The sequence below is a fragment of the Thermoactinomyces daqus genome (assembly GCF_000763315.1).
GTDB classification, from domain to species: domain Bacteria; phylum Bacillota; class Bacilli; order Thermoactinomycetales; family Thermoactinomycetaceae; genus Thermoactinomyces_A; species Thermoactinomyces_A daqus.
Genome location: NZ_JPST01000014.1, coordinates 121992 through 141214 on the forward strand (window position 1 = coordinate 121992; position 19223 = coordinate 141214).

Here is a 19223-nt window from a genome sequence, read left to right on the forward strand (position 1 = left end):
GCAGATTTACCCGACAGCCTCAGGAAACCATTGATGGCCCGGTTCACATATTCCGGCGATATTGTCCGCCCACCTCGTACAAAGCATGGGTAATCTGCCCGAGGCTGGCCACTTTCACCGTTTCCATCAATTCAGCAAACAGATTCCCATTCTCTCTTGCCACTTGTTTCAATCTGGCCAGCGCTTTTTCAGCCGCTTCGCGATTTTTCTCCTGAAAAGCACGCAGGTTGGCGATTTGCCTTTCTTTTTCCTCCGGTGTCGCCCGGGAAAGTTCAAGCTCATAATCCTCCGGCGGATTGGGGTTTTCAAACGTATTGACCCCGATAATCGGCAATTCCCCCGAATGCTTCTTCGTCTCATAATAGAGAGACTCTTCCTGGATCTTGCTGCGTTGATACTGCGTCTCCATCGCCCCGAGCACCCCGCCGCGGTCACTGATGCGCTCAAATTCTTTGAGAACGGCTTCTTCAACCAGATCGGTCAACTCCTCGATTATAAAGGAACCCTGGAGGGGGTTTTCATTCTTGGCCAGCCCCAGCTCTTTGGTGATAATCAGTTGAATCGCCATGGCGCGGCGCACGGATTCCTCCGTCGGGGTGGTAATCGCCTCATCATAGGCATTGGTATGGAGCGAATTGCACTGATCATAAATAGCCATCAGGGCTTGCAGCGTCGTGCGGATGTCGTTAAAGTCGATTTCCTGCGCGTGCAGGGAGCGGCCCGATGTTTGAATATGATACTTTAACTTTTGACTCCGCTCACCCGCCCCGTAGAGGTGCTTCATGACGATGGCCCAAATGCGCCGGGCCACACGGCCGATCACCGAATACTCAGCATCCATTCCGTTGCTGAAAAAGAACGAGAGGTTGGGTGCAAAATCATCGATCTTCATCCCGCGGCTGAGGTAATATTCCACATAGGTAAAAGCGTTGGCCAAGGTGAAGGCCAGCTGGGTGATCGGATTGGCCCCGGCTTCGGCGATATGATAACCGCTGATGCTGACGGAATAGTAATTGCGAATGCCGTAGTCGATGAAATACTGCTGGATGTCACCCATCATCTTCAAAGCGAACTCCGTGGAAAAAATACAGGTATTTTGCCCCTGATCCTCTTTCAGGATGTCCGCCTGCACCGTTCCGCGCACCCGCTTCAGCGTCTCCCGCTTGATCTTTTCCCTTTCCTCCTCCGTCGGCTCCCGCCCTTCGGTGGAACGGAACTTTTCGATTTGTTGTTCAATCGCCGTATTAAAATACATCGCGAGCAAAATCGGCGCCGGGCCGTTAATCGTCATTGACACGCTCGTGTTGGGCGCACACAGATCAAAACCGGCGTACAGTTTCTTCATATCTTCCAAGGTACAAATACTGACCCCGGATTCTCCGACTTTCCCGTAAATGTCCGGCCGCTCATCCGGGTCTTCCCCATACAGCGTCACACTGTCAAAAGCAGTGGACAGCCGCTTCGCCTGATCATTTTTCGATAAATAGTGAAAGCGCTTGTTGGTTCGCTCCGGCGATCCCTCACCGGCGAACTGCCGCTTAGGGTCCTCATCGGTTCGCTTGAACGGGAAAACCCCGGCAGTAAACGGGAAGTAGCCAGGCAGGTTTTCTTTGTGCAACCAGCGAAGGATTTCGCCCCAGTCCTTAAAACGGGGCAGAGCCACTTTGGGAATCATCGTCCCCGAAAGCGTTTCGGTATACAGGGGAACACGGATCTCCTTCCCGCGAATCCGGGTGACGAACTGCTCCTGCCGATAAGCTTTCATCATTTCCGGCCAGTTTTTAAGCGCTTCCTTGTTCTCCGGAGTGAGTTTTGCCTCGACCTCTTTAATCTTTTGCTCCAGCCTCTCCCGGACGGAGGCATCTTCTTCATCCTGCAAGACAGCCTTGCTTCCCTCCAGTTGATAGAGACGGCTTGCCCATTCCGCCTGGCGCTCGGACTGCTGATGGTATTTGCGAACGGTTCCCGCGATTTCGCGCAGGTAATGGGTTCGCTCCGGCGGTATAATATAGTGAATGTTGAGATCCCCGCTCACGGTCATTTCAGATTGCCAGTCGACTCCGCATTTTTGCCTGATTTTATCGATCAGGGCGCGATAAAACCGATTGGTGCCCGGATCGTGGAAACGGCTGGCCATCGTCCCATAAACCGGAATTTCCTCATCAGGAGCCTCGAATAATTTATGATTGCGCCGGTATTGTTTCTTCACGTCGCGCAGCGCATCTTCGGAACCCTTGCGGTCAAATTTGTTGATGGCGACCAGATCGGCATAATCCAGCATCTCGATTTTTTCCAACTGGGACGGTGCGCCGTATTCCGAAGTCATCACATAGACGGAGACATCGCTGACCTGAATCACATCGGCATTTCCCTGCCCGATTCCACTTGTCTCAACAATGATGAAATCATAGCCGGCCCGTTTTAACACACGGATCGCCCCGCGAATCCCTCCGCTCAGTTCGGAACGGGTGCGCCGCGTGGCCAGGCTTCGCATATAGACCCGGGGATGATGCACGGAATTCATGCGGATACGGTCTCCCAGCAACGCACCGCCCGTTTTTTGTTTCGATGGATCGACCGACAGGATCGCCACTTTTTTTCCGGAAAATCTTCGAGAAAACGGCGTACCAGCTCATCGGTCAACGAACTTTTTCCCGCTCCGCCGGTTCCCGTGATTCCGACGACGGGGATCACCTTTTCCTCTTCCTCCCCGATCTCTTCCAGAAGCGAAGACGCCGTTTGCCGCCATTGCTCGTTTTCGGCCGCTTCTTCAACCAGCGTGATCAACCGGGCAATCTCTTTTTTATCCCCGGTTTTCAAGGCATTCATTTCCCAGGAAACGTTCTCAATCGTCGAAAAATCGCACTGCCGCACCATAAACTCGATCATTCCCATCAGGCCCATGTCGCGGCCATCTTGCGGGGAAAAGATCTTGCATACGCCATATTCCTCCAACTCTCGTATTTCCCGGGGAATAATAACGCCCCCGCCTCCGCCGAAGACGCGGATATGGGCAGCGCCTCTCTTTTTTAGCAAATCAATCATATATTTAAAAAACTCGATGTGTCCGCCCTGATAGGAAGAAACGGCGATTCCCTGTACATCTTCCTGTATGGCCGCTTCCACGATCTCATCGACGGATCGGTTGTGTCCGAGATGAATCACTTCCACACCTGAATCTTGCAAAAGGCGGCGAAACAGGTTGATGGATGCATCATGTCCGTCAAACAGGCTCGCTGCCGTTATAAACCGAATGGCATGCTTAGGTTGCGCTGGTTTTCCCATCCGTCTTTCCTCCCGTTGTCAGATCGCCGAGAAGCAGGCTCATCTGCCGCTCGGTAAATTCCTCCAACCCATAGTGCTTCCCGACCGCCCAATGGCGGAACGTCCACATCTGGCCGATCACGATGATATTATGGGCCATCAGTTTGACGGAGGAAGGATCGATCTGAATCGTTCCATCTTCCATCCCTTTTTGCAAAATCCGCTCAAAAATCCCGGTGATTTCCTCTTCTTTCCGCAACACATATTTCATCTTGTCTTTCGGGAGCGATTTCGTTTCCTGATAAATCAGCAAAACGAGCGGCCGCATCTCTTCCATCACTCTGAACAGCTGCTTTAATCCCTTGGAGAGAGAAACGGCTCCCTGATCCTCTTCCGCAACCACTCTGCGCAAACGATCTTCCAATTCCGAATGGATATATTCACAAACAAGATACAAAACATCTTCCTTGCTCTGAATATATTCATACATCGTCCCGATCGACAATCCGCATTCTCTCGCGATTTCCCGCGTTGTCGTTTTATGGAACCCTTTCTCCACAAACAAACGCACTGCTCCCTCGATGATCTGGGCCCGCCGCTGTTCGATCAGGCGCTGATCCTTGATCATCGAGGGAATCAGTTCGGAATTCTTTTTCATCTCCTCACCTCTCTAGTCGAATCGGACACGCCTTAACCATTCACGCGCAGCGGAAATCGGGCTTTTCTGCCGGGAAACCACCTGGGAAAGCTCATGCTGCCAGTCAGGGGAAGCGAGCGATTCCGCCAGTTTTTGCCCGAGCAAATCCTGCACCAGCTCCTTCAGCTCCAACTCAGCCTGACGCTGCCGCCTTCGCCTCCTCTCACCGGTTTGCTCAAGAAAGCGGCGATGCTCCTCCAGCTTTTCCCATAACAGCACCAGTCCTTCTTCCCTGGTCGCGATGGTTTTGACAATGGGAGGACGCCAGGGGAGATCAGGCTTCAGATCGAGCATGCGTTCAATTTCCTCCGCAAGGCGATGCGAACCCGGCAAATCCGCTTTGTTGATCACAAAAAGATCGGCGATTTCCATAATGCCCGCTTTAAAAACCTGAACGACATCCCCCGCTGTCGGATTGAGCACCAGGGAAACAGAATCCGCCGCATGCATCACATCCAATTCCGCCTGCCCCACCCCGACCGTTTCCAGCAGCACCAGATCATATCCCGCCGCATCCAGCACTTTCACAGCATCCTTTGCCGCCCGGCACAATCCGCCCAGGCTGCCGCGGCTGCCCATGCTGCGAATAAATACGCCCTCATCCAGGGAATGTCCGGTCATGCGGACGCGGTCACCCAAAATGGCGCCTCCGGAAAAAGGACTGGTCGGGTCGATGGCTATGACCGCCACAGTCATCCCTTTTTGTCTGAGATAACGGATTAACCCGTTCATGAGCGAGCTTTTGCCGGCACCGGGAGACCCAGTAATGCCGAGCACATACGCCTGCCCGGTATGCGGGAAAAGAGCCTCAAGCAATTGCTCCCGCTCCGGGTCCCCGTTTTCAATGCGGCTGATTACGCGGGCAATGTACCGTTTGTCCTTTTCTTTCAAGCGCCTGATCAAATCGGCCACTTTCCGTCCCTCCCGGCCAAACCGCTATTCCCTGAGCAGATGGTTTGAAATCACCACGCGCTGGATCTCATTGGTTCCTTCATAAATCTGCGTGATCTTCGCATCCCTCATCATGCGTTCGACCGGATATTCCCTTGTGTAGCCGTAACCGCCAAAGATTTGAACCGCTTCCGTCGTCACTTGCATCGCGATATCACCGGCGTACAATTTTGCCATCGCCGATGCCTTTCCGTAAGGGAGACCTTGTGACTCGAGCCAGGCAGCCTGGTAGGTGAGCAGGCGGGCTGCTTCAATCTGTGTCGCCATATCGGCCAGTTTGAACTGAATCGCTTGCTGCTTGGCGATCGGCTTCCCGAACTGGTTCCGTTCTTTTGCATAGGAGAGCGCGGCATCAAATGCTCCCTGGGCAATGCCGAGCGCCTGGGCGGCGATGCCGTTCCGGCCCCCGTCAAGCGTCATCATGGCGATTTTAAAGCCTTCTCCCTCTTCTCCCAAACGTTGGTCAGCCGGAATGCGGCAATTGTCAAAAATGATTTCCGTCGTGGGAGAGGAACGGATTCCCAATTTTTTCTCTTTTTTGCCGATGGAAAAACCGGGAGTTCCCTTTTCCACGATAAAAGCGGTCGTCCCTTTGTGTTTCAGCGCAGGGTCGGTCAGCGCAAACACGACGTAAATCTCCGCTTCACCGCCATTGGTGATAAAAATCTTGTTCCCGTTTAAAACGTAGTGATCCCCGTCTTTTACCGCAGTCGTCTTCATTCCCGCCGCGTCCGAACCGGAACCCGGCTCCGTCAAGCCGTAGGCCCCCAGCTTGGTTCCTTCCGCCAAAGGACGCAAAAAACGCTCTTTTTGCTCTTTTGTTCCAAACTTATAAATCGGCCAGCTCGCCAGTGAAATGTGGGCCGACAAGGTGACCCCGGTGGAAGCGCAGACGCGCGACAATTCCTCCACCGCAATCACGTAGCTCAAAAAATCAGCCCCGGCTCCTCCCCATTCCTCCTCCCAGGGAATCCCGGCCAATCCCAGTTCCCCGATGCGGTCAAAAATGGAGCGGTCAAATTCTTCTTTCTCATCGCGGAGAGCCGCTGTCGGAGCGACTTCTTTCAGCGCAAATTCGCGGACCATCTTGCGCATCATTTCATGTTCTTCACTCAGTTTAAAATGCATGGGGGTTCCTCCTCTTATGCCAAAAGTTCATTTGCGATCACGATCCGCTGAATTTCATTGGTTCCTTCATAGATTTGCGTTACCTTTGCATCACGGAAAAATCGCTCAACCGGAAATTCCCGCGTATATCCGTACCCGCCAAAAATTTGCACGGCTTCGACCGCTGTTTTCATCGCCACATCGGTGGCAAATCTCTTCGCCATCGCAGCTTCAAGGCGACAGTGTTTTCCCTGTGCGTGCAAATCGGCAGCACGATAGGTCAGAAGGCGGGCCGCTTCGATCTCTGTAGCCATATCGGCCAGTTTGAACTGAATCGCCTGCTGCTTGGCGATCGGCTTTCCGAACTGATTCCGTTCCTTTGCATAGGAGAGTGCGGCATCGAACGCTCCCTGGGCAATGCCGAGCGCCTGGGCGGCGATGCCGATTCTTCCGCCGGCCAGATTGCTCAGGGCCACCTTGTATCCTTCTCCTTCCTCTCCCAGCCGGTTTTCCGCGGGCACTTCCGCCTCTTCAAAAATCAGTTCGCAAGTGCCCGAACCATGCAGCCCCATTTTTTTCTCTTTTTCCCCCACCCGAAAACCGGGGGTATCCCTGTCCACGATAAACGCCGTGATGCCTTTTTTGCCCCGGGACGGATCGGTCACGGCAAAGGTGAGAAAAACATCGGCCGCTTCCGCGTTGGTAATAAACACCTTGCTTCCGTTCAGGATGTATTTGTCCCCCACCCGGCGCGCGCCGGTTCGAATCCGGGCGGCATCGGAACCGGCGTGCGGCTCCGTCAAGGCAAAAGCGCCCACCTGCTCCCCGCTGGCCAATCGCGTCACATATTTCTGTTTTTGCTCCTCCGTTCCGCACTTCAAAATGGGAAGAGTGCAGACCGAGGTGTGCACTGCCAGAATCACGCTGAATGCGGCACTCACTTTGGCAATTTCCTCAATCGCCAGAATATAAGATAAAAAGTCAGCCCCGGCTCCCCCGTACTCTTCCGGAACGGGAATCCCCATCAGGCCGATTTCTCCCATCTTGGAAATTAAAGCCCGCGGAAATTCATCGTTTTCTTCCATACGGCTGATCAAAGGTGTGATCTCCTCACACGCAAAATCCCTCACCATCTTGCGCATCATCGCCTGCTCGTCCGTCAGCCTCAAGTCCACTGCTCTTCACGCTCCACATCACGCAATTTCATTCATAGGTGTAAAAGCCGCGCCCGCTCTTGCGTCCCAGCCAACCGGCCTTCACATATTTGCGCAACAAGGGACACGGACGGTATTTGCTGTCTCCAAAACCTTCATACAAAATCTCCATGATGTACAAACAGGTATCCAGTCCTATAAAATCAGCCAGGGTTAAGGGACCCATCGGATGATTCATGCCCAGTTTCATCACCTGGTCAACCGCTTCCGGCGTGGCCACGCCCTCATAAACGGCATAAATCGCCTCGTTGATCATCGGCATCAGAACGCGGTTGGATACAAAGCCGGGAAAATCATTCACCTCGACGGGAACTTTCCCCATCCGTTTCGCCAATTGCTCTACTGCGGCAAATACCTCGTCCGCTGTCTGCAAACCGCGAATCACCTCGACCAGCTTCATCACTGGAACCGGATTCATAAAATGCATGCCGATCACTTTTTCCGGGCGTTTGGTGACAGCAGCGATTTCCGTGATCGGAAGCGACGAAGTATTGCTGGCCAAAATCGCATGTTTCGGGCAGAGTACATCCAGTTTTCGGAAGACGTCCGCCTTTACCTCCATGTTTTCCACAACGGCCTCGATGACGAGATCCGCCTCGGCTGCCGCTTCCTCCAGTTTCAATACCGGACGGATGCGTCCCAGCACCGCCTCCATCTCCTGAACGGAAATCTTCCCTTTTTGCACGTCCCGTTGCAAATTCCCCTTAATCCGCTCCAATCCCTTTTGCAAGGGCGCTTCCGCCATGTCGACAAGGGTGACGTCCAGGCCTGCCTGCGCTCCCGTCTGGGCGATCCCGCTCCCCATCTGCCCTGCTCCGATAACGCTGATCCGCTTGATTTCCACCGATTCATCCCACCTTTTCGCTTTTAGCCTTCGACTTTGACCAAAACGGCATCGCCCTGGGCCGCACCGCTGCAAATCGCGGCCACACCCAATCCGCCGCCGCGGCGTTTCAGTTCCATGATCAGCGTCAACAAAATTCTCGCTCCGCTGGCGCCGATCGGATGGCCCAAAGCAACCGCGCCTCCGTTTACATTGAGCTTCCCGGGATCGATTCCAAGCAGTTTGCTGTTGGCCAGCGCAACCGCAGCAAACGCCTCGTTAATTTCAAACAGATCGATTTGTGCGACGGTCAGCCCGTGCTTTTTCAGCAGTTTCTTGATGGCATAAGCGGGGGTGATCGGAAAATCCTTCGCTTCCATCGCCACCGCTGCGTGACCCAGGATGCTTGCCAACGGCTTGATCCCCAATTCCTGTGCTTTCTCGCTTGAGGCCACCACCAGAGCGGCTGCACCGTCATTTACCCCGGGCGCATTGCCGGCGGTAATCGTGCCATCCTGGAGATAAACCGGTTTCAACCCGGACAGTTTTTCCAGCGTGGTATCGGCGCGAACGGCTTCATCGCGGTCAACGACGATCTCCTGTTTCTTTACTTTGACGGTTACCGGAGTGATCTCATCGGCAAACCGCCCGTGATTAATGGCTTCAAGCGCCCGCTGATGGCTGCGAAGCGCCCATGCATCCTGCTCTTCGCGCGTCACGTTGTATTCCTTGGCCGTATTGCTGCCATGGACGATCATGTGCACATCGTGAAAAGCGCACCACAAACCATCATGAATCATGAGATCGACCATTTTCCCGTCACCCATGCGCTGGCCAAACCGCCCCGACGGCAAAATGTAAGGAGCATTGCTCATGCTCTCCATCCCGCCGGCCACCACCACCCCGGCATCTCCCGCACGAATGATCTGATCTGCCAGGGTAACACTGCGCAATCCGGAAGCACATACTTTGTTAATCGTTTCCGTGCCGACTTCCCATCCCAAACCGGCAAGACGTGCCGCCTGGCGCGAAGGGATTTGCCCCGCTCCCCCTTGGAGCACCATCCCCATGATCACTTCATCGACCATTTCCGCTGCCACCCCAGCTCGTTCGAGAGCGGCCCGAATCGCCGTCCCCCCGAGCTCGACTGCTGGAACATCTTTCAATGCACCGCCAAATTTGCCAAAAGGCGTTCTTGCCCCGCCTAAAATTACCGCTTTCACCATTGGTCACTCTCCCTCACGCATTGTTCTACCGAGCGTTCGTTCACATCGCCTCCAAATGAAAGCGCCTCCAATTTTAGATTAACTGAAATCCCTACTCTTAACAATAGTAAATCTCATTCCATTATTTCGATTAAGTATTTTATTCATATTTTTTGGCATTCATCCAATCCAATTCACATTTAAAAAGACGCTCTCACATCATACCTGAGAGCGTCTTTTTCTCCCGCTTAGTGAATGCCTTCCACCACATCTGCTTCGTCCTCAAAATTGATGGAGAGAGCGAGGATTTCGGCGACATCCATCGTTTTCACTCTGTCTTCCACTTCTTTGGCCTTGGTCCCGTCGGACAACATGGTCAGGCAGTACGGGCAAGCACTGCCGATCAGAGTCGGATTTACTTCCAGCGCCTGCTCGGTTCGGGCCACATTGATGCGCACGCCCTCGGTTTCCTCCATCCACATCATTCCTCCACCGGCGCCGCAACACATGCCGTTTTCCCGGTTCCGCTTCATCTCCACCAATTCCAGTCCGGGAATGTGCTCGAGAATATAGCGCGGCGGATCGAATACACCGTTGTAACGCCCGAGATAACAGGAATCATGATAGGTGATCCGCTCTTTCACCTCTTTGACCGGCTTGATGCGGCCCTGTTTGATCAGATCCGCCAGCACTTCGGTATGGTGGTACACTTCCGCCTCAAGCCCCAAATCCGGATATTCATTTTTCAGGACATTATAAGCGTGCGGGTCGATGGTAATGATTTTCTTCACGTTATGCTTTTCAAACAATGCGATATTGTCGGTGGCCAGCTGTTGAAACAAAAACTCATTTCCCATGCGGCGGGCCGTATCTCCCGAGTTTTTCTCCTTGTTTCCGAGAATGGCAAACTTCACGCCGGCGTGATGCAAAATTTTCACCAGCGCCCGGCTGATTTTTTGACTCCGGTTATCATAGGAGCCCATCGAACCGACAAAAAAGAGATATTCAAACTCTTTTTCCTCTTTTACCGTCGGCACCGGCACATCGGCCCCTTCTGTCCATTTCGCCCGATCCTTCCGGCTGATCCCCCACGGATTGCCCTGGCGTTCGATATTGGAGAAGGTACGGGAAGCCTCGGGACTCATCTTTCCTTCCGTCATGACGAGATAGCGCCGCATGTCAATGATTTTGTCCACATGTTCGTTCATCACCGGGCAAGCATCTTCGCAGTTGCGGCATGTGGTGCAGGCCCACAGTTCCCGTTCGGTGATCACATCGCCGATCAGATTGACCGGGTAATCAATCTTTCCGGAATCATCCCTGCTCGCAGCCGTTTCCATCAGTGCTTTGTTGGCACTAGCGAAGGCGAAGGAAGGCATCCAGGGTGTTTTGGAAGTGATGGCCGCTCCTTTTGCTGTCAGGTGATCCCGCATCTTTACGATCAAATCCATCGGCGACAGCAATTTTCCCGTTCCAGCTGCCGGACAGACATTCGTGCAGCGCCCGCATTCAACGCAAGCATACAAATCGATCAGCTGTTTTTGGTTAAAGTTTTCGATCCGGCCTACCCCGTACTCTTCTGCCGATTCATCCTCAAAGTCGATGAGCGACGGTTTTGCCGGCGGCTGTTGCCGTTTCAAAAAGACATTGATCGGAGCCACGAACAGATGGAAGTGCTTCGATTGCGGCACATAGACAGCAAAGGAAAAGAGCACCAGCGCATGCATCCACCAGAATACGTAAAACACCGCCTCACCTGCACTTTGGCTCATCCAGCCTGCAAACGGCGCGGAGAGCACGGAAGAAACAGGCGTATACCAGTTCGCCGGGTGGCCCAGCCAGATTTTCTCAAAGGCAGCCGAAAGTAAAATCGATGCCATCAGCAACGTAAGGAAGATAATGACCAGCCCTGCTTTCCATCCCCGTTTGAGACGGGCGATCTTCTCGATATAACGGCGGTAAAAAGCATAGATTGTGGCCAACAAAACGAGAAACGTCGTCAGCTCCTGCAGGAATTGAAAGAAAGGATAGGCCGGCACCGGGAGATGATGCCCGGGGGCCAGACCTTTGATAAAAAGATCAATGGCACCAAACTGGATAATGATAAACCCGTAAAACATGACGACGTGCATCAGGCCGCTTTTTTTGTCCTTCAGCAGCTTTTTCTGCCCGAAAACATTGACCAGAACCTCATTGATGCTCTTTTTCATATCCAGCTTGAAATCAGCCGGCTTCCCCAGTTTCACATACAGATAGCGCTTGTAAATGACACTGACAACCAAGTACAGAGCATAAGCGGCGACTGCCAAAAAGGCGATCAGGTTGAACACTTGCAAAAACGACATGATCTTCTCTCCTTTCTCTCATTTATGTTAATTCAGAAAATGACAATTGCAAAGAAAATGAATGAATTCGCTTTCAAATGAATTTCGACACTATTTTAACATAAACTGAGCAGTCATTCATTTATTTTGCAACAAAAAAATCATCGGCAAATATTCAGACTCCCAAATGTTAATATAATCTCAATTCGGGCGTGTTCAACCCAATCTATGAAAGTGGCGAGTGGAGATTAGGAACACAGGGCTCCTGCCGCCTGACCGGAAAAGACCTGGTGAGTGACATGACATGAAAGGCAGATTGATTTGCAGGAGGTAACCATGAAAAGACAAACACTGACCCTTCATCTTCAGAACTGGCAAAGAGAATCCTTTTCCCGTATGGAAGACCCCGCCGGTATTCACTTTTTTCGTTTAAATGAAGTTCATGACACGGATGAGACAAGACACCGCCTTTACCGGCTCGTACGCGAAGGCGTTCTCGACGAACCGGGACACGACGGGCCGTTTGAGTCGTTTTCCGACTTCTGCGAAAAGTTGTTTTATCGATATTACTGGCAACATCGCCACACTCAATTCATTGCCCGTTGCAATGAGGAGTGGGTGGGTCTCAGCAGCGTCAGGATCATCTCCCCGGAAACTGCCGAATGCGGCCTCACCGTTGTGAAAAAATCGTTTCGCGGGATGGGGATCGCAACTTCGCTCAAACTTCGCGCTATCTCTCATTGCCGGGATCAGGGGGTCAAGATTATGTGCACCCATGTGAATGAAGCCAACCAGCCCATGTTATCGATCAATTTCAAACTGGGCTTTCGGATCACAGATGGAGAAAAGTGAAAGACAAACGAGATGTTCAATCTTGGAATGTGCTTTGGTTTTTGGCGGGAAAACATCTTTGTTTTGATGAATAATTCATTTTTTATATAAATATTTCTATATAAATACCGCTTTAATCCCACTATAATGGACAGTAGTCCGTACAATGTATCACTCATCGCATTTTTGTGTACTTTTGTACGTACTTCTGTCCTCTCTTTTTTATATTATGACGACCGAAGCACTGACTGCTGTCATCATTTAATGAAGTTCTGTGACAACAGTCATGACATTCGTCTTCAACATTGGGAAGGTGGTTCAAGCATGTTGGTCGCAGTTGATGCCGGGCGGGCCTATGTCAAAACCATTACCGGCAACAGAAAATTCTCGTTTCCGAGCAAGGTGTCAAAAGCCCGGCAACGCACATTTGTGCAGACGCTGGAGGAGGATATGGAGATCCGTTATCAGGGGAAGGACTATTTTATCGGGCAGCTTGCGGAAAGAGAAGGCTCGTTTACAAGACAGATGATGACGGAGAGCAAGGTGAACATAGAGACGGTGTTGCTTGTTCTGACGGCACTGTTTCAGGCAGGGGCAATCGGCGAGGTCAAACTGGTGACAGGTGTGCCGATCAATATGTATAAAGAGGATGAACGTGCACGGCTGCGGGCGAAGTTGGAAGGTGAACATGAAATTATTTTAAATGGTACATATCGCAAACTGCATATCACAAAAGCGGCGATTACAATTGAGGGAGGAGCGGCCTACTGGGTGCACCGCCGGATGGGAACGGTGCGCATCGTCGACCCGGGGGCACGAACGACCAACTACGCCACGTTCAAAGATGGCATCTTCATTGACCGCGAGAGCGGAACAATCCCCAAAGGCTGGGACAACGTGCGGGAAGCGGATCCCGAGGAAATGGCCTCCATGATCGTCGGCCATTTGGGCGGGATGTGGAATATTACCGATGTGGTTGAGCTGATTGGGGGAAAGGCACACGATTTGGTAGAACCGTTTAAGCGTGTCGGCTTCCAGTTTGCCACAACGTTTGAAGACCCCCAATTCGCCAATGCTCTCGGCTATTATGCGCTTGGAAAGGAGACGCTCGGCGAATGAGAGACTACAAGAAACGGGAACGGCGCCAGGTCTCCTTTAATACGGAAGATGCGGTCGAATTGGAACTTCTCCGGTTTGCCGACCGGGAGGATATCAATTTTTCCGGATTGGTGAAAAATCTTTTGTTCGCTTATTGTATGGGACAGCTAAACCCGCAACCCCTTTCGGCATCCGCTTCTCCGGCCAATCCCTCCGTGGGCGCGGCACCCCATCTATCCGTGGCCTTTGAAAAGATCAAGGCGAGCGGCATGCCCTTTGATTTTTAGAATGAAACATATAACGGGAGGAGAACAGCATGAAACCTCATACGTTAAGCATTCCATATTCGGTTGTCGACAAACTTCCTGCGGCGGAACGCTTCGTCTATTATGAACTGTGCCGTCTCGCCGCCTACGAGGACATGACAGACGAAGATTTTAAAATTCCTCTTTCCAAGGGAGAATTGGTCACCTCCCATTACCGTCTCGCCAAAGTACTTGACTATCCTTACTCAAAAGCGGCGCTGGCGATTGAGAGCCTGGAGAAAAAAGGGCTGATTGAGATTTCCATGATCAATGATCCCGAATTCAAGACCTATTATGTCGTCCACATCAAGAAAATTGTCCCTGATGATCAACCGATCGAAAATGAAGTGCCTTATGCCAACCAAGACTTCTACTGGGACATGAAATAATCCCGTCGATTTTCGTCAAACCTGGGAATGGTTCTCTTCCCAGGTTTTGTCTTCTTCATTTTGCTTCAATCCCCCTTGTCATCCGGTTATGGATTTCCTGCACAAAGTAAGAAGCCACCTGCGGCGCCAGCGTACCCGGCCCGAACCCGGCGTCATAGCCTAATTCCAGCGCCAGTTCATGAGTGATGCGCGGACCTCCGCAGATCAGGATAAACCGATCCCGCAATCCTTCCGCTTCGACCAGCTCCACCAACTCGGTCAGGTTGGTGATATGGACCCCCTTTTGCGTGACAATCTGCGATACGAGCAACACATCGGCATTTAACTCCAGCGCTTTTTCCAGCAGCACCTCATTTTCCACCTGGCTGCCGAGGTTATAGGCGTCGATTTCAGGATATCGCTCCAGTCCGTATTCCCCGTTATACCCTTTCATGTTCATGATGGCATCGATACCGACCGTATGGGCATCGGTACCCGTACAGGCTCCGACCACCACGATTTTGCGCCCGATCCGCTCCTTGATGAACCGATTGATTTCGTAAAAGTCCATTACCTCGCTTTTCACCTTTGCCACCTTAATCGATGTGAAATCGATGTGATGCCGGCATTTGCCATAAACGATGAAAAAGGTGTATCCCTCGCCCAAATCCTTCATATGGTAGACCTGAGGTTCATCCAGCCCCATTTTGGCGGTGAGCCGGCGGGCAGCTTCCCTCGCCTCTTCGCCACAGGGAACGGGCAGGGTGAAGCTCAGCTGCACCGCACCGTCGTCCAGTGTATCCCCGTAAGGTTTAACCCGTGTAAAATCCACGCTCATCACGATCCCCCTCCCTTGCCTGCAAACCGAGCCGCGCTCTCAGTTCCTCTTCAAACGGATTGAAATAACCCTCCGCCTTTTCGAGTACACCGGCCAGCCCTTTCCCACCGGTAAAAGAGCGCTTCACATCGGCGAACATGCCTTGTTCCAAAGCAGAGAACAACCCGATCTCCTTCACTTCCTCCAGCATTTTCGCCGCCTTGTACAGCACCTCCTGCGCCCGCCGTTCCAATCTCCCCCCCTGGCTTAAAGAGAATCTCCTCGCCGAGATGGCGGGCGTTATGAAAGATATATTGCGCATTTTCTATCGCCAGCTGCCGGTCGTGGATGTGCGGGGTGTGCATCGCTTCGGTCATCATTCCGAGCAACTGGACTCCCTGCCCGGTCATAATGCTGACCAGGTTGAACAACGCATCCCGAATATGCCCTTTAAAAATATTTCCGGTCATATGCTTGGTCGGGGGCATATATTTCAGCGGGGCGTCGGGGAAAATCTGGCGGGCCATCTGCGCCTGCGCCAGCTCCATGAGAAAGCCGTCCTCCAGATCGGGGTTCATCTCAAAGGCATGACCCAATCCCATCTGCTCCGGAGGCAGTCCGGACAAAAGCGCCAGTTGCTCATTGATAAACTGGGAAGCAAGTACCGTATGCGCCGCTTCGACCGCATCGGCCGTAGTCAGGTAATTGTCTTCCCCGGTATTGATCATGATGCCGGCATAACTGTTGATCATTCGTGAAAAAGCCTGATCAATCAACGTCCGCTGCATATTGATATCGCGGAACAAAATCCCGTATAGGGCATCGTTCAGCATCACATCCAGCCGCTCCATCGCTCCCATCGCGGCGATCTCCGGCATGCACAGCCCGGAGCAGTAATTGCACAAACGGATATAACGGCCCACTTCCTCGCCAACTTCATCGAGCGCCTGGCGCATGATGCGGAAATTTTCCTGGGTGGCATACGTACCGCCGTACCCTTCTCTGGTCGGGCCATACGGAACATAATCGAGCAAACTCTGCCCCGTGCTGCGAATGACGGCAATAATATCCGCTCCCTGCCTTGCCGCGGAACGCCCTCGCACCACGTCCTCATAAATGTCGCCGGTGGCCACGATCACATAGAGATACGGCTTTTTCCCTTCTCCCAGCCGCCGGATCAGCTGATCCCGTTTCAAGCGGTTGTTCCGAATCCGGTCGAGGCATTGCTGCGCCAGCTGCCTTGCAGCGTCCCTGATCCGGGCCGGTTCCGACTGCCCGATCGCCGTCAGGTCCAGGGAACCGCATGCCACTTTTTCCGCCACGTCACACGGGGACAGACCCAACTGGAGCGAGGCATTCACCACCCATCCGGACGCCCCCAGCTCCAACACTCCCTTTTCGAGCAGGTGATCAACCACGACATTGGGCAAGGGGACACCGTCGGCATCCACCCCGTCGATTCCCATTAAACGGAGATTGGTGCGTTCCACGGCTACCGTCGTCCGCCGGGCGATAAAATTGTCAACGCTGGAAGCGATCGCCGCCGCCGCTTCCCTCGCCCTGCTGATCAGAACCGGGTCGAGTCTCAATTTTTCTTCCACCCGGACTCCTCCTCCTTTCGCAAACCACTCTTCGCTTCTTCGACGATTGCGGGATCAAGCCCCAAACGTTCAGCAATCCACAGCGCCTCATGCGGAATGGTTTCACCAGGCTTCAGCGGGAGCAAACGATAGTCCATTCCCACGGCGATTGCCTGTTGCAGATCTTCCGGCAAAAGGCTCCCCTGCTGCTCCCGTGACCGTGAAAAACCGGCCACGCGGTAACCGCGAACCCCTTTGACTTCAAGCACTTCCTGATAATGGGTCACGTGAACGCTCCACAACCGGCGCCGGGTAAAATGTCCGGCAATCGCCCGCGCTAGGGCCGCTCCTTCTGCCGGATTGGTTCCTCTTCCGATTTCGTCCAACAGCAGAAGTCCGCCGTCTCCCAAGTCCATACTGTCCCGCAGGCGCGCAATCTCCGAGCCAAAACTGCTTAAACCGGCCTCTGCGTCCTGCAAATCTCCAATGATTCCCCTGACCCAGGCGAACAGGGGGAGTTTGCAGGAAGCAGCCGGCACAAAAAAACCATACTGTGAAAGAAGGGCAATCATCCCCATCGTTTTCAGAGCTGCCGTCTTTCCTCCCATATTGGCCCCGATCACCACGGTCGTCCCCTGGTGCAGTACACAGTCAATCGGAGTGCATTCCTTCCCCTCCGCTTCAAGCATGCGAGCCATCCACGGGTGAAAACCGCCACGGATCTCCATCCGGTGCGGGTCGTGAACAGGCTTCGTCCCCCGCCAGGTTTCCGCGGCACGGATTCGCGCCAACTGCAAATCAAAATGAGCCACCCGGTTGATCCAGTCTTCCAGTTTTGGCGCATAGGGAAGAAAAAACGCAGTCAAACGTTCAAGGATCTCCCGTTCCAACGCTTCCACGCGCATCGTCAATTCCCCGACTTCCCTGGATTCCTGCTCCGGTTCAGCCAAGTGATAGACGGCATCATAGACTGTTTCCCGTACCCGGATCAGCTCTGCCTCCTCCCGCAACGCCAGATCGAGGGGGGAACCGCGTTCGACGACCCATTCCCCCAGGCGGTTGCGGCGAAGGGAATAGCGAGTTTCCAGATCGACCGCTTTCTGTTCCTTCCTTTTCTCCCGTTCCCGCTCGTATTTTTTCAAGAGCTTCCGGTTTGCGGCCAGCGCCGGGTCGTACGCATCATCAATCCAAAATGAAGGAACGAGCGGACCGCCCGGATTGAGCGCGCGCAATAGCGTGTGCACATCCCGCCTGTCCGCATCGGACAATAAGCATAAAGGAGGCAATAAGTCCGAAAGCCGAAACAAGTGCCAGAGGAAAACCTTCATATGAAACCATTCCGTCAACTGAAGCGCTCGTCCCTGTTTCAATTTCGCAACGATGGGATCGGGATCCGGCATCCGGGCCAGGTGAAGCAGCACCTGATTGCGCTCCTTTGACCCGTCGGGCAGAAGGCGCTGCCATTCAGCCTGCTCGGCCAAAGAACGTTGCCACGCTTCTTCCTCACCGGGCAAAAACGGTTTCAGCTCGCGCCATGTCTCTCTGCCCATCGGAGTGACCGGCTGAAAGACATTCAGGCATTCGTTCAAGTGCAAAACACGCATTGTCTCTTTATCGCAAAACATCTTCCCATCCCCCTTCAAGCAAGGGATCGCGTACAACATCAAACACCGGGAGCGGGGCGGCGACTGCAGCGATTCGCTCTTTCATTTCCGAAGGAGGAAACGCGTACCCGTCGGGGGAAACCGGGTTCACGGCCACCCCCAGGAGCCGGGTGGGATAAACCACTTCCACCGCCCCGCCCCACTGCAAAAAACGGCGCAACATGCTGTGTGTAAAAAAGCAATGCGTGGCATCCGGCACGATCAAGCGCGCCTTCACCCCTTCTTCCATCAGCATGCGGAGCATTCGGTCTGTCAGTGAGCCGGGGATGATGAGCACTTCCCAATTTTTGCTTGAAAATGCCTCTCTCTTTTCTTTCCATTCCAATAAGGTGGAGAAGGGGAGCGGTTCTCCCATGCCTTGAACCACACCGATCACTTTCTTTTCCGTTTGCGCCTGTTCATGAAAAAAACGATCGGCGGACGGAGCAGCAGGCAGGCGGAGAATGGCCAGCAATTCGGCCGCCTTTTTCACCACCTGCGGCAGACTCCGGTGCAAACAGGCCCCGACGACGAGGATCACGGCATCGCTGATGAGCGGGCTGGAAAGAGACTTGCGGTCATAGGCCCCATCGACCAAGACCAGTTCCGCACCCGCCCCCTTCAGTTTGCGGATGGCTGCCTGCACTTGTCCGGTGCCGGGGATCCCGGCCAGTTTGATCCGGCTGCCCCGCCGCGCCTTGCCGAGCAAAATCTCCCCCATCGCCGATTGGAAACCGCAGGAGCCGATCATTTCAAAACTGCCGGGATAAAGGTTAAAGCATGAAGCAGCCGACACAACCAACATCCCCTCATCACAGCGAATGGCCGGCTTTTCTCTCCCGCTCCATGCGTCACGTTCCTCTCCGTCGACACCGATGCTCAGCACTCCCAGGCGCTTTCGCCGGGACAACTGCCGGATGAGACTGTTTAGAACCGTTGTTTTTCCGGCGTTTTTGGACATTCCGATAATCGCGACGGTTTCCGGTCTCTTCATCG

Annotated in this window: 15 protein-coding genes and 2 pseudogenes; 4 read left to right on the top strand and 13 right to left on the bottom strand. The window is 53.3% G+C overall.

What is annotated here, in order from left to right; translation table 11 throughout:
• Positions 1–43: 43 nt before the first annotated feature.
• From icmF to JG50_RS0107245, 8 genes and pseudogenes are all read right to left on the bottom strand, one after another.
• Positions 44–3285, bottom strand: a pseudogene (gene icmF / locus JG50_RS18160) (fused isobutyryl-CoA mutase/GTPase IcmF).
• Positions 3263–3922 (bottom strand): TetR/AcrR family transcriptional regulator, encoded by a 660-nt coding sequence (locus JG50_RS0107215; RefSeq protein ID WP_033100431.1) that lies wholly within the window; start codon positions 3920–3922, stop codon positions 3263–3265. The pseudogene icmF and the gene JG50_RS0107215 overlap by 23 nt, the downstream one beginning before the upstream one ends.
• 12 nt (positions 3923–3934) lie before the next feature.
• Positions 3935–4873 carry a methylmalonyl Co-A mutase-associated GTPase MeaB gene (meaB, locus tag JG50_RS0107220; protein ID WP_033100432.1) on the bottom strand — a complete coding sequence of 313 codons (939 nt, stop codon included), beginning with the start codon at positions 4871–4873 and terminating at the stop codon, positions 3935–3937.
• Between the two features lie 24 nt (positions 4874–4897).
• A complete protein-coding gene (locus JG50_RS0107225; RefSeq protein WP_033100433.1) occupies positions 4898–6040 on the bottom strand; it encodes an acyl-CoA dehydrogenase in 1143 nt (380 codons plus the stop codon).
• Positions 6041–6054: 14 nt separating this feature from the next.
• On the bottom strand, positions 6055–7188 hold the full coding sequence (locus JG50_RS0107230) for an acyl-CoA dehydrogenase (RefSeq protein ID WP_258560218.1): 1134 nt from the start codon (positions 7186–7188) through the stop codon (positions 6055–6057).
• Between the two features lie 34 nt (positions 7189–7222).
• On the bottom strand, positions 7223–8077 hold the full coding sequence (locus JG50_RS0107235; RefSeq protein WP_033100435.1) for a 3-hydroxybutyryl-CoA dehydrogenase: 855 nt from the start codon (positions 8075–8077) through the stop codon (positions 7223–7225).
• A gap of 23 nt (positions 8078–8100) precedes the next feature.
• Positions 8101–9282, bottom strand: coding sequence for an acetyl-CoA C-acetyltransferase (locus tag JG50_RS0107240; protein ID WP_033100436.1), 1182 nt, complete (start codon positions 9280–9282; stop codon positions 8101–8103).
• A 227-nt stretch (positions 9283–9509) separates the two neighbouring features.
• Positions 9510–11606 (bottom strand): (Fe-S)-binding protein, encoded by a 2097-nt coding sequence (locus JG50_RS0107245; RefSeq protein WP_033100437.1) that lies wholly within the window; start codon positions 11604–11606, stop codon positions 9510–9512.
• Positions 11607–11921: 315 nt separating this feature from the next.
• On the opposite strand from JG50_RS0107245, the gene JG50_RS0107250 reads away from it, so the two are divergent.
• The 4 genes from JG50_RS0107250 to JG50_RS0107265 all read left to right on the top strand — a co-directional run bounded on the left by JG50_RS0107250 (position 11922) and on the right by JG50_RS0107265 (position 14208).
• Positions 11922–12437, top strand: a complete 516-nt coding sequence (locus JG50_RS0107250) for a GNAT family N-acetyltransferase (protein WP_033100438.1) — start codon at positions 11922–11924, stop codon at positions 12435–12437.
• Between the two features lie 303 nt (positions 12438–12740).
• Positions 12741–13535, top strand: a complete 795-nt coding sequence (locus JG50_RS0107255) for a ParM/StbA family protein (RefSeq protein WP_033100439.1) — start codon at positions 12741–12743, stop codon at positions 13533–13535.
• On the top strand, positions 13532–13801 hold the full coding sequence (locus JG50_RS0107260) for a hypothetical protein (RefSeq protein ID WP_033100440.1): 270 nt from the start codon (positions 13532–13534) through the stop codon (positions 13799–13801). The genes JG50_RS0107255 and JG50_RS0107260 overlap by 4 nt, the downstream gene beginning before the upstream one ends.
• 29 nt (positions 13802–13830) lie before the next feature.
• Complete coding sequence (locus tag JG50_RS0107265) at positions 13831–14208, top strand: hypothetical protein (RefSeq protein ID WP_033100441.1); 378 nt, start codon at positions 13831–13833, stop codon at positions 14206–14208.
• Between the two features lie 55 nt (positions 14209–14263).
• Here JG50_RS0107265 and kamE read toward each other — a convergent pair whose 3' ends face one another.
• From kamE to kamB, 5 genes and pseudogenes are all read right to left on the bottom strand, one after another.
• Positions 14264–15025 (bottom strand): lysine 5,6-aminomutase subunit beta, encoded by a 762-nt coding sequence (gene kamE / locus JG50_RS0107270; protein WP_033100442.1) that lies wholly within the window; start codon positions 15023–15025, stop codon positions 14264–14266.
• Entirely contained in the window at positions 15000–15326 is a 327-nt protein-coding gene (locus JG50_RS20650) for a lysine 5,6-aminomutase subunit alpha TIM-barrel domain-containing protein (protein ID WP_235281638.1), read from the bottom strand. Before JG50_RS20650 ends, kamE begins: the two co-directional genes overlap by 26 nt.
• Positions 15313–16605, bottom strand: a pseudogene (gene kamD, locus JG50_RS18165) (lysine 5,6-aminomutase subunit alpha); the annotation flags it as partial. The pseudogene kamD and the gene JG50_RS20650, both read right to left, overlap by 14 nt.
• Positions 16590–18209 carry a lysine 5,6-aminomutase reactivase ATPase KamC gene (gene kamC, locus JG50_RS0107280; RefSeq protein WP_033100443.1) on the bottom strand — a complete coding sequence of 540 codons (1620 nt, stop codon included), beginning with the start codon at positions 18207–18209 and terminating at the stop codon, positions 16590–16592. The pseudogene kamD and the gene kamC, both read right to left, overlap by 16 nt.
• Positions 18196–19221 carry a lysine 5,6-aminomutase reactivase subunit KamB gene (kamB, locus tag JG50_RS0107285; protein WP_033100444.1) on the bottom strand — a complete coding sequence of 342 codons (1026 nt, stop codon included), beginning with the start codon at positions 19219–19221 and terminating at the stop codon, positions 18196–18198. Before kamB ends, kamC begins: the two co-directional genes overlap by 14 nt.
• Between the last annotated feature and the right edge of the window lie 2 nt (positions 19222–19223).

What these genes read in the sequence shown, in the direction of transcription:
- kamC (WP_033100443.1), bottom strand. Translation starts at nt 18,209, where the DNA reads ATGTTTTGCGATAAAGAGACAATGCGTGTTTTGCACTTGAACGAATGC.
- JG50_RS0107260 (WP_033100440.1), top strand. Translation starts at nt 13,532, where the DNA reads ATGAGAGACTACAAGAAACGGGAACGGCGCCAGGTCTCCTTTAATACG.
- JG50_RS0107250 (WP_033100438.1), top strand. Translation starts at nt 11,922, where the DNA reads ATGAAAAGACAAACACTGACCCTTCATCTTCAGAACTGGCAAAGAGAA.
- JG50_RS0107240 (WP_033100436.1), bottom strand. Translation starts at nt 9,282, where the DNA reads ATGGTGAAAGCGGTAATTTTAGGCGGGGCAAGAACGCCTTTTGGCAAA.
- JG50_RS20650 (WP_235281638.1), bottom strand. Translation starts at nt 15,326, where the DNA reads ATGCGCAATATATCTTTCATAACGCCCGCCATCTCGGCGAGGAGATTC.
- JG50_RS0107245 (WP_033100437.1), bottom strand. Translation starts at nt 11,606, where the DNA reads ATGTCGTTTTTGCAAGTGTTCAACCTGATCGCCTTTTTGGCAGTCGCC.
- JG50_RS0107225 (WP_033100433.1), bottom strand. Translation starts at nt 6,040, where the DNA reads ATGCATTTTAAACTGAGTGAAGAACATGAAATGATGCGCAAGATGGTC.
- JG50_RS0107255 (WP_033100439.1), top strand. Translation starts at nt 12,741, where the DNA reads ATGTTGGTCGCAGTTGATGCCGGGCGGGCCTATGTCAAAACCATTACC.
- kamE (WP_033100442.1), bottom strand. Translation starts at nt 15,025, where the DNA reads ATGAGCGTGGATTTTACACGGGTTAAACCTTACGGGGATACACTGGAC.
- JG50_RS0107265 (WP_033100441.1), top strand. Translation starts at nt 13,831, where the DNA reads ATGAAACCTCATACGTTAAGCATTCCATATTCGGTTGTCGACAAACTT.
- kamB (WP_033100444.1), bottom strand. Translation starts at nt 19,221, where the DNA reads ATGAAGAGACCGGAAACCGTCGCGATTATCGGAATGTCCAAAAACGCC.
- JG50_RS0107215 (WP_033100431.1), bottom strand. Translation starts at nt 3,922, where the DNA reads ATGAAAAAGAATTCCGAACTGATTCCCTCGATGATCAAGGATCAGCGC.